The organism is Bradyrhizobium sp. NBAIM18 (genome assembly GCF_020193825.1).
Taxonomy (GTDB): Bacteria; Pseudomonadota; Alphaproteobacteria; order Rhizobiales; family Xanthobacteraceae; genus Bradyrhizobium; species Bradyrhizobium yuanmingense.
The window spans coordinates 305,798-318,774 of the sequence record NZ_JADYVO010000003.1 but is presented as its reverse complement, the minus strand read 5'-3'; the positions used below and the strand labels follow the sequence as shown (position 1 = coordinate 318,774).

Genomic DNA, 12,977 nt, shown 5'->3' with positions numbered 1-12,977 from the left:
TTCCTGTGGCCCGAGAAGGCTGTCGGAGAGATTCGTAGGGATCGCCGGCTTCGGCGGCTGTTCTGCCCGGCCAGCGATCCGCCCAGCTCAACATCCCGCGGCGCGGCTCCCGCACCTCACCGGCAGTTCGCGGGGCTCCGCGGCGGCAGGAGAGCGAAGCATCGTTGAAAGCCTCGCGGGGTAAATGCCGAGCGTCTGAAGAGTGAACCATCTCACTCAACGTTGTGCGGATATTTACCTTCGGGTGGCTGTTGCGCATCAGCCAGCCCGGGCTAGCGCTTTCGCAACCGCTAGCTCCCCGACGGCAACCGCGTCCCCGTCCTGTCGCGAAGACGACATTCCACTCCAAGAAGCAAGGCGAGCCGCACAATTCTTTGGCCTGGCTTTTGCTACCACAGTTTTTTGGCCACGCGGTCGGTGGATTCAAAGCGCTAGATCGGTAGAGCCACAGTTCGGCACTGGCAGCGTAAGGAGGCACTATGCAATCCGCCGATGGGGATGCACTATCGATCTTCAGGACCACTCGAGAGTCCTTGCGATCCTAAGAACCGCATTTACGATGTGTCCTTTGTTGAGGTGGCTGTACCCTGAACCGCGGGAGTACCTGCAGCATTTTAACGGACTTATTAAGCATCACTGCGGCAGTCCATATTCGAGCGGCGCATATCTTAACGACGGCGACAAGGGAGCCATCTTATGGGACGCAGCTGGCGAAAAGCGCGACAACACCAGCATGATGGAATTCCTTCTAAAGAGCGTTCCTGCGCACCGGCGTTCCGAAACCGCAAGACTTTTTGAAACGTTCGGTAAGTACCATCCGCATCAGCCGCATTGGTATGTCAGTATGGTAGCCATTGATCCCATACATCAGCGATCAGGGCTCGCAGGACATCTTCTTCGGCACGCAACCGAGATCTCAGATGCCGCGCAGAGACCTGTGCACTTGGAGGCGACCAGTCCGCACGCGATGCGACTTTATGCTCAACAAGGTTGGAGTGTTTTGACGGAAGTCCAGGTCGGCGGTTCTCCACCGTTCTTCCCCATGTTACGCCAACCAAAAACGTGATCGCTTGAAATGTTCGCAGGGGCCTCTTGATGCTTGATCAACAACACCAAAGACGCTGATGATCAATTTGAGACTATGAAGGCAGCGAACGAATTACTCCTTGGTTATCCCTTCGCTAAAGGATTCAGCTACGAATCGTTGTGGCGTTTCATGACTGCGTTAAGATTGGCGAATTACGCCCCTTGATATGATGCAGCCGTGAGCAGACGATGCGAAAAAGTGGACGCGCATGATTTCAACCCGCTCAATCCTGGTGGGCGTGAGGCTTACAAAAACGGGGGGCAAAGGCGGCAACCGGACAGGCGGCCAATAGAACTTCAACCAGCCTTCCGGACGAGGCGCCTGGCGGGATCATCGCTTCAGTCGCCCGTTTAAGTCCACGGCAGATGGCTAGAGCGTGAGGACGAGCCAGGCCGGCTCAGCCCAATCGAGGCGACCTCATTCGGTTCACCTGATGGTACCGAGACCGTCTTTCACCGTGAGTGTGCCGTGGCAAGCAATATGGTACTTGCGCCCAACAACAGGCATCTCGTCTGCCTGGGAGAATGACGGCACGTTGATCGAGAGCTCTTTTACGAGAACTTCCTCATATCCGCCATCTCTCTCCATGATCACGCGCCATCTCCATTCGCCGCCCGGGCTTTCATCGGCCATTGTGTTGTAGCGGAGGCGAATCAAAGTACTCATTGAAGTGCCCATCGAGATCATCTCCGACCCGAGAGGTCGAAGGAAGCCATTGCCTTCCCAAACGAAGGCGAACAAGTCGTCAAACCCAGGAAGCCTCTCCGCTGCCAGCGCCCTCTTTCGGCGTTTCAATTTAGCTGCTCGAAGCGCCTGTCCAATTCATACAAACGTTTGTGCGGACCGATTTCGGTAAATGGCTCCAAAAGAAGCGCGCACGCCTGCAATCTCGCAGTTCTCATCGTTGCCTGCACGCGGGGTTGCCAGCGTAGCGAACTTTGCGGCCGCGTCAAAACCACGAATGCGATGCGTCATGATCGCGTCCTGGGACTCGCCGCGCCTGATATGGCCCTCACATTCCGGACACGCATGGGAGCTGCCACAAGTCCGGGCGCCAGCCTTGGGAACACCTTTCATTCTCGCCGACAAACCTGGCTCGTCCGGGTCAATTTGCGTCAAGTCCGGCAGACGCTCTCGATGTTCCCAGTGGCGCTATCATCGTTGCCGTTCCGTGTGCCGATGCGTGCTCCATCGAAACCGAACAGGGCCCGCCTGTGGCCATTGCTCCGAGCCCGAATTTGGCACCCGATTTCACTCATTTCGAAAACAATGGGGCTATAATCGGCAGCCTTAAAAGGCCGGGCAACGGAGTTGGGCTGGTCGATCCGGACGCTCAGTCATAACCTGACGCTCCTATCGCCGAGAGGCTACACGAACGCGTACTGGCACCAACCCGAAGCGAACTACGGCAACAATCAGACCAGGCTCAATCTGCTCCTGGGGCCCTTTCCCTACGCCATCCCTGCAGGTTGCTTCCGCGGCCGAGTGAATCGCGACAAGAAGGGAAATAAGAATCGTTGGGGACGTTTTCGCGTCGAGAAAAGTGGCTCCGCCCGGAGGGAGTCACACCGAGCGCCACCGATGAGGATGGAGCACTGAAGAGGGGTGACGTGATCTTTCTTCGTCGATCGGCTGCTCGCAGAGGCGCGTCGTAAGCGAAAGCCTGCGAACGGGATCGTTCTGCCGGAATACGCGCTCGACTGGAGCACGCATGATGCTCTGGTCAGGCGTCCGCGATCACCATCCTTCGATTGAGTTCGTGATCTCGGGTGCGTCGAGGGACTGTAACGGCCTTCTCGGCAACTTCGTTGTGGTCTCGCCTCTTTATACCAACAGCTTCGGCGAGAGAGTTGCGGCAACTCATTCCAGGTGCAAGCATCATCGTTGGCAGCTCGACGGCCAGCAGATCGAGTCCTGCGGCTTACAAGACGAGCTGTCCACGAGATGGGTGTGCTGGGAATATCTGGAAATCGGCCATCGCATCATCCACATGGACGTTTTCCGCAACCGGTCCGCTTTGACAGCCGTGATCTGTGGAAGACTTGGCTCGCGTCCACCTGCGCTGTCGTGATCCCTCGGGCCCAATCTCGTGTTTGCGCTCCTCATGGACGGCCCCCAACTCGCTTTCCGCTGGCCAGGATCTTACGCTGCGAGCCTCACGGATGATCCCGGCTCGTCGGTGTTGACTGTAACCTGCGCAGCGCTCATCGACCGCTCGAACGCCTCCGGGAAAGCTGCGGGTTTGAAGCGGGGGCCGCGGAGCATCGCGCTGTGGCGTCATCACCTCCGCATGGGAAGCGCTGCGCCTCCAATCAAGGAACGCACCAGTTCACGTTGCGGCCGAACTAACAGGCCTGATGCTGCAGCTCGACAGTAAGCCCGCTCCCGAAATGACGATCGACGGCCGAGCCAATTCGGACACCACGGCTTGGTATTATCTGAACGAGGAAGCTATCGCGATTCCTCGGCAAAGAAATAAAACGGGAAGGCTGGAACTGGATCGTCGACGGCGTGAAGTAAGCGGTTAAGCTGCACCGCGTAAACCGGCCGACCAGAACCAGGACCTGGATCCATGAGCCTGAGTATTGCCGGAGTCTCGCGCGGGCGACAGGTTGGTCTCGAGAACTTACCACCGCCGACCTGGAGATGATGAACCTGACCGGCGACGGCAACGCATTCTCGGAGGCCCTCGACCCGAAGCGAAGCGCATCTTAGCGGAGGCTGCTGGCGAAGAGCAGTCGCGCAGACCGATCGATGGTCCCGCCTCGTTTGTTGGAGGGAATAACCGACGGCAAAGTCCTGCTGATTTCTGCATTCTTGTTCTTACTGGTCTGCGAGAGTTCTGGAATGGTCTTCTGGCTTCCTCAGACCATTGCCTCGTATTGCGGGACCTGACTGCGCTGGAGTCGGCCTCCCTTCGTGATGCCTTATGCGCTAGGTGGAATGGTCATGGTCGTCTGGGGGCGCATTCCGGCGGAAAGCGGGAACGGACCAGGGACGGCCGGCTTCGGACGGCTGAGCAGCACACCGCGGCGGAGCCGCCGAGAGCACTGTCCCCTGAAAGCAGACGTTTTGTTGAGTGTGAACCGCACGCTAACAACGGTAACTTTTCTAAAAGACGAACAAAGCCTGGTGTCAATGCGTCCTATCTACCATGGATTAGGGCTTGCCGCTTTTTCCTGGTTCGTTGTAGAATCTTCTTCGTGTGAGGATTTCGAGGGAATAGCTTCCGTTCAGCTCCGGATTAAGCAAATTCATTTGAAGGATTCTGTGGGGGACATTGCGATGGCTAAGCCTTCCGTTTCCCGTGACGCCTTTCGTAGCTTGTTCGCCTTTTATGCGGCCAAGGCCCACCATGATCATAACGGTGTCGCCGAAGCCCGGCTCCTGAAGCTATTTGGATCGAGCGACCACATCCCGGACGGGCTGCTGGAGTTGTGGTCGTCACGGACCGAGCTGATTGGCCCTGAGGCCGTTGGCAACATAATGTCACCACTGGCTCATCAGATCCTGGACGACGGCGCACAATACAACCACGCCAGCGACTTCCTGCATCGATTGTTGCGAGAGTTGGACCGAGACGTCCATTAACCGCAATTACGAGATTGGTTGGATCGCTTTTCTGGGTAATCGGGCGTCATCGTTCGGCCGCGCAATGAGTACACGCCCAAACTCGGCGGCGTGGCGGACCCTCTAATCAGGACAAGCGGTCGCTTCGATCTTCATTCGACGTTGCACTTGGGAAGACGGCAACGAACCGATCCCCTTCCCAAAGCTCAACGTCGTGCTCGCCATACATTTGCTCGGCCCGACATCTCGCAGCCTCCTCGTCGACGCAGTCGAGCTTCGCGGCGCATATCACTCGCCTGCTGCTGTCCACCACGAGCACTCTGTACCGCATGATGACAGTCCGATCCCAAAGGAGCCTGTCATCCTAGTCGAATGTTCGTGTAAAGCAGCGCCCAAAGTAAGCGCAGACGCGCGGAACCTTTGTACGTGTGGCCACTCGGCTATACCGTCGCCTGGACTCTTCCGTCACACCGGCGCGTCAGGTATCCTGCCCAGTGTAGCGCGCTTCAGCACAAGCGGCGAGCCGGACGGCAACTTGGTTTGGCGCACTGCTGATGATGCTGGGGATGCTCTCCATCTTAAGCTCGAGCCGCTCGCTTCGGCACGCGGTGAGATTGCGATGCCACCGGTGCCGAATATTTCGCGACGTAATATCTGACCTCGCTGCAAGATATGCGAGTTGTAGGCCTGTGGTGACGCGAAGCGAAGGCTTCGGACCCCAGCGGCATCAGCAGCAACGCAACAATGGCCGCCGCGCGTACAATCATTCCCTCGCCCCATTCTGTCTGCTTCGTACAGAGAGCGGGTCTGAGTCGCCCACGCGGCGCAAATTAAGAATCGCGCACTGGTCAAAGTGCCGGGAAACTGTTGCTCCAATGCCGGTGTTCCGGCCAATGGCTGCAGACGGCAGCTGCTCGTGAAGCGACCTGACCCGGCTTCGTATCAATGTCGAAGCGGGGACCGGCGATCGTTGCATTGAACGGTAGCTATCACCGCCGAACAACTCTTCTTCTCCGCGCGGCCTTTTGGATACGCCGACCAATCCTTCTCGCGTTAGCAGCTCGCAGGCGTCGCCGGAGCGCCTGCAGTTCCCCAAATAGTGCGATAAGTCCCTCGACCCGTTGACGCAGAATAGCCGAATAGTTGTAAACTTGACCTCGGTTACTCATTACTGCCTCGAACAATCACTATTGAAACAATATGCAGGCGAGAACGGGAAGAGTATGCAATCGGAGGTAGGATCGTACAAGCTAAAAAAGAGGGCAGTGGGGTCGTCGTTGCGGGTCACTTCGTTCGAAAGTCGATCGACTTGGGCCAGGTTGCGGGTCTGATGCCGCAGCACAAGGATGGACACCTTTTGTCGGTTCAGGTGGGGTGCTTACTTCCTTACTGATTGGCCGGGTGCCCGCTCAAGAGGCGGCCGAGGCTTGCCCAGCCCCGTGGTCAGGGAGGGAGCCTCGCCCCCAGCTGTGGTGCTCCCAACCCGCTCAAACGTCGTGACGAATACCGCGAAGGCGGCGACGATCACGGCAATCGCGAACAACAGGATCACAGGGTCGGGATTTCGCTCAGTACTCATGAGCAACTCCACTCAGGCGGCCTGGCAGCTGAGCAGCCCCGAACTAAGTTCCGCATCGCGGCGTATCAGCTTTCACTTGAGAGCTTCGGGCCGAGCGCTCTCCAAACATCGACGTGAGCTTGCAAAACGCGGGTTCAAAATATTTGTTGGTCAATCCAGGGCGTTGGTTCAGATCTGTCTCTGGTCTTGGGTTAGGCTCAACGCGCGGGCGCTCCCCGCGAAACATCATCCCGATGCTGGGCGGCTCTTCAACTGAATGTCCTTAGCGCCGTCGGCGACGAGGAGCATGTGGCAGGTTTGCTGTCGTAACCCCGCCGGCTAACTGCTGCTTCGACGTTGTTGAAGTCAACTGCGGTTGCGAGATCGGAGGCGGTGCCATCCACCGGCTGCGAGCACCACCACGTGCGCGATTGAGGAAGGCCGCCGATCCGAGCGGAAAGCTAAATCGAAGAAGGCGTGCCGCCGATTTAGAGAGGGAGCACCCGCCAGCGATGGATGCGAGTAGACTGGCCCTAGCCACGAATCAGCCCCTGCGGCTGGGGCCTTTATGCCGCTGGTGCAGCCCCGTCGGCTACTTGGCTCAACACGACGTCGCAGCACGCGGCTCGAGCTTAAGACAACTCCCAGGATCATTAGAAGCAGGCCCCCAGGTTGCGGTCCAGGCATTGCGAGGAGGTCAGCGCTCAATTGAAGACCATGAACGCGAGAAAAGAAGAAAACCGGCAAGAATTGATCGAAGAGCTTGACGCGGCGATCGGAAGGCTCCGCGGTATCGCAAAGTCGCTGGAGAACCTTTCCCTGTAGTTCGGCCGGTCCGTTCGTCAACGCGCACCAAAGTTGGCGGCGATCTTGAACGGATATCCATCAGTGTAGCGTCGCGTTGGCATCTACCAGATACGGCGATCCCAACGATTGAGAGGAATCTCACCCGTCACGGTCGCGCCGATGGCGAGCTTGGTGAAGCCTGGTACGCTGCCATAGGATGACGTGCCACCGATGGCACCTTGGGTGGTGTAGGTGTAATTGCTGGCAAAGATCAGGCCGCTTTGACGCGTCCGCACTCGCCATGACGAGGGAGGTGAGGCAGGCGGCGCCAGCCGCTACGTGAACAAGCCCACCGAAACCCTAGACCGAAGCTCGACGCCAAACCTTCACCCCTGCAGCCAGCAAGCGTTCGCGCGACGATATAGAAGATGCCAGGTCCCGGCGTGACGGCCACGAGCATCGCCGCTGCCGGGAAAATGAAGAACTGGTACCGAACACAGGTCGGCCTGGCGTTGCGGTCTGAAGTGTCGTGGCTCAGGCCAGCGTTGGGACCATGATGCTGACTTCCTGATCGCGCGGTTCTTGGCTCGCAGCAAGTCCGGTGACGACACCGATACGGTCGGCAAGAGGACCGTTCTGGCTCATCTTGCGCTTGCCCTCGAACTTGGTGACAGGAATGCGGATGCCGACAATCCCACGCAGCTGGGCGCCGATGAAGTCTGCCGGAGCGTCGCTGACAGACCAAGGTGTCACCCGTGAGCCCTCATGAATGTTCGTCAATCGGGTAACTACATCAAGCAGACGTTCGTTATCTTCGAAGAACTCAACCGGACCGTAAGCATGGACGGCGATGTAGTTCCATGTCGGCACTACCTTTTCGGTTTCCTGCTTTGTGGCGTACCATGAGGGGGTCACGTAAGCTTCCGGACCCATGAAAATGGCCAGGGCTTCGCCGATCGGAGCCGCGCGCCATTGCGGATTGGCCTTGGCGAGGTGGCCGTACAGGACTCCCCGTTCGCCTTCCATCGGGTCCAGGAATAGCGGAAGTGGTGTTGCGAGCGGCCCTTCTGCCGTGGCTGTGATTAGGTTCGCCAAGCGTGCGGAGCTGATGGTCGATCGGATGTTCTCGATGTTATCATCCCGGAAGGCGGGGGGCACGTACATAGCGGTTCTCCGTTCTCCGCTCCGGAATAGCCCAAGCCTGCTACGTTTAGAAAGGCCAGTTCGTCACGATTTCGCTGGTCCAGTTGTTTCGCAGTTATCACCGTGAACGAAACTGGTCCCTCGCTTGCGCCAGGAGCTGGCACCCACGCTCAATCTGATGAGCCTCCAGCGCAGCATAACCCAAGATGAGCCCGACGAGGTTTCGTCCGCGCCGGCGGTCCGGCTGACGTTGATCGTACAGGGGCGAGATGGGGTAGATGCCAACCCCCTTTGCGCGGGCTGCTTCGATCAATGCTGCTTCGGACTTCTTGGGCAGATCGTCGAACCAAACGACCAGATGCAAGCCGGCAGCGTCACCTTCGATTCGGACTCGCTCGCCAAATCTCCGCCGCAATGCCTCGATCAGGGCTCGCCGGCGCTCGTCGTTGCGCCGCCGCATGCGCCTGACATGGCTGTCGTAGGCGCCCGCATCGAGCATCGTCGCTAGTGCCTCTTGCTCGATGAGAGATGTGTGCCGGTCCATGATCTGCTTGCCGGCGCTGAACGCGAACTGCAGTTCAGGAGGCACCACGACATAGCCGATCCTCAAGGTAGGCGAGAGTGTCTTGGAGACGGTCCCAAGATAGATGACGTGCTCGCTCTCTTCGAGAGCGTGCAGCGGGAGCACAGGTTTCGTGTCGTAGCGGTACTCGCTATCATAGTCGTCTTCGATCACGTAGGCCTCAACCTTCTTGGTCCAGGCGAGCAACTGATGCCGCCGCCCGATCGGCATGACACCGCCAAGTGGAAATTGGTGCGAGGGCGTTACGTAAGCGAGACGAGCTTCGGCCCTTGCAAGCCTCGCCGTGTCCAGCCCGTTTGCGTCGACTGGAATTGGCATCGCAATAGCTCCGGTCGCCGAGAGGATGTGCCGCGCCATAGGGTAGCCGGGATCTTCCATGACGAACCGATCTCCAGCGTCAAGCAGCAGCCGAGCACACAAATCGAGCCCTTGCTGTGACCCGTTGACGACGATGATCTGATCGATCTCGCATCGTACGGTCCGCGAACGCCAGAGATAGCCCTGTAGTGCCGTCCGCAGGCGCAGCGAGCCACGTGGATCATCGTAAGTCAAGGTTCGGGGTCGCTGCGTAATCGCAGCGGTTACGGCTCTCTTCCATGCTAGTACGGGAAAGTCCAAAGGTGAGAGATCACCATAGCGAAAGTCGGCAACGAGATTACGAGGTTGCTCGGTTGAGCGTGCGACGACCTGTCGCAAACGTTCACCATACCGCGAGACTCGTGCCTTGCGTGTAGACGACCGTGCTTTCGTGCCTGTGCGCCCAGTCTCGACGACAGCCTTTGCGACCCGTGGGCGGGCGCCATGGCGGGTCTCGATGAATCCCTCAGCCGCCAATTGTTCGTATGCGACCGTCACCGTCCCGCGCGATACTCCCAGCTCTTCGGCGAGAGCGCGGGACGAGGGCAGCGAGCCATTCGAGCCGTATACGCGCCCTAGGATCTGATCCCTGAGCACTTCATAGATCCGACGCGCTCCCATCTGCCCGACACGGTGTGGCACCTTAATCTGGACCATATGAACCTAACCAAGAACGCTATTGGTTAGACCAGTCTGCGCCCGTTCGGCTTCAAAACCAAGCTGGTTCAATCGAGGTGGCCGCGCAAAACAAGCTCCGTGAACTGCTGACCGTCTGTATTCCGGCGTGACCCAATATCGGTCTCGATGAAGTCTATCGCCGACTGAATTGCAAAGAGCCTTCCGGGTTATGTGCTCAACAAGGCCGGGACTGCCGTTGTTGAGACGATACCGACAAAGTTGGTGGGATTGTCGTGCTTGAAACCAAGTTCAGGTGCTTCTCTGCCTCGGGCGACTGGAGATTCCATCTGCTTTGATTGGCCCGCCTCTTGCTGAGTTCAGGCAAGTCGCAGACGCGATCTCCCATGTGACTCTTTGAGACCGAATCCAACCCTTCGTAGCTTCCGTCCAGTTCGCAAGAGCTTGGCCGGCCAACCCAGTCCAGGACATGCCCCTAAATAAGTCGCTCCTCCTCGCCGCATCACTCTCCATGACTTGCTTGTTCTCCCCGGCGTTTTCCCATGCCTTAGTGGCCAGCGTGCCGGCAGGTGATCCTTTTCTTTGGCTTGAGAAGAGGAAGGCGCCGCGCGCATTGAGGTGGGCTCGCAACGAGACCCGTAAGACACTACAGATCCTACAATCGGATTGGCGCTATGAGCGCTTCCGCCAGGACGCGCTCGCCATCACGAACGCCCAAGACGACATCCCGAAGGTTTCCTTGGGATGGCGCGGCCTAGACAATTTCACCCGAGACAAGAAGCACGTGCGCGGCGTCTGGCGTCGTACCACGCTTGATAGCTATCGCACCAAAGAGCCGCAATGGGAAACTATTCTGGACGTGGACGCGTTAGCTGCGAAGGAGAAGAAGAATTGGGTTTTTAACGGAGACACCAGATGCCTGCAGCCCGAAGAGCGGCTGTGCTTGGTCAAACTTTTCGATGGCGGAAGGGAAGCTGCATTTGTACGCGAGTTTGACCAAGATATGAAGGCCTTCGTCAAAACCGGCTTCAATCTCCCTGAGGGAAAGCAGGACTTCGACTGGGTAGACCGCGACACTATTCTGGTGGCGCGAGATTGGGGCAAAGGCACCATGACACGTGCCGGTCATCCCTTCGTCTTGAAGGAGGTCAAGCGCTCTCAGCCGCTCGCGCAAGCACGCGAGGTCTTTCGCGGCGAACGGACCGATTATAGGGTTGAGCCATTCGTGCTGCGAGACAATGAGGGCGCGGTCCACGCGACCGGCGCCGTACGATACACGAGCCGCGATGAGCGGGAGTATATACTCCTGGGACCCAAGGGGCCAATCAAGCTCCGTCTGCCCAAGCGCGCGGAGATCGGCGGCATCACCGCTGGCCGCCTGCTCGTTAAACTTGATAATGACCTCGATGAAGATTGGGCGCCGTTCGGTGGCGCCGGCTTCAGGGCCGGCTCGATAATCTCGTATGATTTGGCGGAATGGAAGCGGGATCCGCTGCATGCCAGGCCTTCGCTTGTCTTTCAGCCCGGGCCTCGACAGGAACTCCGCGGCTTCCACATCAGCAAGAGCTTGTTGATACTCACAGTCCTTGACAATCTTCAGGGCAAGGCATTCACCTACAGGTACGACCGCGGCGCTTGGCGGGTCACGTCGATCGCACTTCCAGAGAATGCGGATGTCAGCCTGTCAACCGCTTCCAATGCTTCCGATCGAGTAGTGTTCACCGTCTCCAATTACCTCAAGCCGACATCACTCTGGTACTTTGACGTCGAGACCGAACACCTTGAGTCCTTGAAGGTCGCGCGTGAAAGCTTCAACGCGTCTCAACATGTCGTTGAGCAATTCGAGGCGACCTCGCGCGACGGAACGCGTATTCCTTACTTTTTGGTGCGGCCCCGTAACGCCCGTCTCGACGGTTCACTTCCTACTCTTCTCTATGGCTATGGTGGCTTTGGGCTTCCCGAGCTGCCGTCCTATGATGGGGTCATGGGACGACTCTGGCTCGAACAGGGCAACGCATATGTCGTCGCGCACCTGCGCGGCGGCGGCGGGCTAGGGCGGCACTGGCACGAGGCTGCCCAAGGAGCGTCGAAGCAGCGCACATGGGAGGACGCCATCGCAGTTGCGGAGGACCTGATCAGGCGGAAGGTCACTAGTCCGGGCCGGCTGGGAGTGTTCGGCGCCAGCCAAGGAGGCCTGCTGGTGGGAACCGCGCTGACCCAGCGCCCCGATCTCTTCAATGCAGCGATCGCGCAAGTACCGTTGTTCGACATGCTTCGGTTCACCAAGCTGACATTGGGCGCGCTCTGGAGGGGTGAATATGGCGATCCCGCCATTCCCGACCAACGCGAATGGATCCAGCGTTACTCGCCTTATCAGAAGCTGGTGCCAGGCAGAACCTATCCGGCTCCGTTCATTCTCAGCGCGACTAACGACGACATCGTACATCCAGCACACGGCCGCAAGGCAGCCGCGAGGCTGCGTGCGCTTGGCCAGCCGTATTTCTACTATGAGGATTTCAAGGGCGGACATGGGCCCGCCACTCCTATCGAAAGTGCTCGCCAGGATGCGCTCATCTACATCTATGCACATCGGCGGCTTGTCGATGGTGGGTGAAGTGGAGCACGATCAGCTCGTCAGTTGTTACTTTCACCAACGCTGACTAACATCAGCTCGTGCAGCCCTCGGCAGCTTTGAGAACTTCTCAGTGGAGGCAAAGTGGCAGTGGGCTGAAGACCTTTCGATACTCAGGCAGCGCGCTGCAAGGGAAGTCGGCACAGACCTCGCATGCCGACCAGCGCCTTGAAAAGCGGCGCCGGTAATGAGCCATCGCTCGGCCGGCGCCTCCTAGGTCTGTACCTAATTAGCGAACTCTGATTCCTTCGCACCGAGTTGATTCGGCGGGGACTTCGATGCGCAAAGGGCTGTTCTGGCTCAACCACAAGCGGTGGGCTCAGATAAAGCCGCATCTGCCCACGAACCAGACTGGCCCGGCGCGCGATAACGACAATTTGCTCACATAGATTGGGCTGAGACTTGATACGTCAGCTCAACTTGTTGCAGCTTGCTATGAGACGTCTCGCTGCTGTGTCTTTTCCATATTCTGAAGCTGAAGCTACTACTCTGACGGTTGATTCGCACGGAAACGGTAGAGCCAACGAGCGCCAGCTCCTTCCGGCATTCAGCCGTCATGGCCGCCCGCTGAAAGCGGCGACGACACACTCTCAAGGATCGCCGTCTGGCTTGCATTGAATCGCTT

9 protein-coding genes are annotated in these 12,977 nt (G+C 58.4%); 4 read left to right on the top strand and 5 right to left on the bottom strand.

The annotated features are described in order from the left end of the window. Window positions 1–1,513 precede the first annotated feature (1,513 nt). Complete coding sequence (locus I6F17_RS08990; protein ID WP_036045711.1) at window positions 1,514–1,882, bottom strand: hypothetical protein; 369 nt, start codon at window positions 1,880–1,882, stop codon at window positions 1,514–1,516. Between the two features lie 27 nt (window positions 1,883–1,909). Then, the gene (locus tag I6F17_RS08985; protein ID WP_162131275.1) at window positions 1,910–2,062 is read right to left on the bottom strand and encodes a hypothetical protein; all 153 of its coding nucleotides are present in this window, start codon (window positions 2,060–2,062) and stop codon (window positions 1,910–1,912) included. A 736-nt stretch (window positions 2,063–2,798) separates the two neighbouring features. Between I6F17_RS08985 and I6F17_RS08980 the strand changes: the two genes are divergently transcribed. From I6F17_RS08980 to I6F17_RS08970, 3 genes are all read left to right on the top strand, one after another. Then, window positions 2,799–3,158, top strand: coding sequence for a hypothetical protein (locus I6F17_RS08980; RefSeq protein WP_225126477.1), 360 nt, complete (start codon window positions 2,799–2,801; stop codon window positions 3,156–3,158). Between the two features lie 286 nt (window positions 3,159–3,444). Next, window positions 3,445–3,615: a hypothetical protein gene (locus I6F17_RS08975; protein ID WP_225126479.1), complete on the top strand. Its 171-nt coding sequence runs from the start codon at window positions 3,445–3,447 to the stop codon at window positions 3,613–3,615. Window positions 3,616–4,030: 415 nt separating this feature from the next. Continuing rightward, window positions 4,031–4,678, top strand: coding sequence for a hypothetical protein (locus tag I6F17_RS08970; protein WP_225126480.1), 648 nt, complete (start codon window positions 4,031–4,033; stop codon window positions 4,676–4,678). 2,445 nt (window positions 4,679–7,123) lie between these two features. Here I6F17_RS08970 and I6F17_RS08965 read toward each other — a convergent pair. The 3 genes from I6F17_RS08965 to I6F17_RS08955 all read right to left on the bottom strand — a co-directional run bounded on the left by I6F17_RS08965 (window position 7,124) and on the right by I6F17_RS08955 (window position 9,741). Beyond that, the gene (locus tag I6F17_RS08965; RefSeq protein ID WP_225126491.1) at window positions 7,124–7,297 is read right to left on the bottom strand and encodes a hypothetical protein; all 174 of its coding nucleotides are present in this window, start codon (window positions 7,295–7,297) and stop codon (window positions 7,124–7,126) included. A gap of 238 nt (window positions 7,298–7,535) precedes the next feature. Next, window positions 7,536–8,165: an FMN-binding negative transcriptional regulator gene (locus I6F17_RS08960; protein ID WP_225126494.1), complete on the bottom strand. Its 630-nt coding sequence runs from the start codon at window positions 8,163–8,165 to the stop codon at window positions 7,536–7,538. A 97-nt stretch (window positions 8,166–8,262) separates the two neighbouring features. Further along, complete coding sequence (locus I6F17_RS08955; protein ID WP_225126495.1) at window positions 8,263–9,741, bottom strand: PLP-dependent aminotransferase family protein; 1,479 nt, start codon at window positions 9,739–9,741, stop codon at window positions 8,263–8,265. A 529-nt stretch (window positions 9,742–10,270) separates the two neighbouring features. On the opposite strand from I6F17_RS08955, the gene I6F17_RS08950 reads away from it, so the two are divergent. Next, window positions 10,271–12,334 carry a prolyl oligopeptidase family serine peptidase gene (locus I6F17_RS08950; protein ID WP_225126498.1) on the top strand — a complete coding sequence of 688 codons (2,064 nt, stop codon included), beginning with the start codon at window positions 10,271–10,273 and terminating at the stop codon, window positions 12,332–12,334. The last annotated feature ends 643 nt before the right edge of the window (window positions 12,335–12,977 follow it).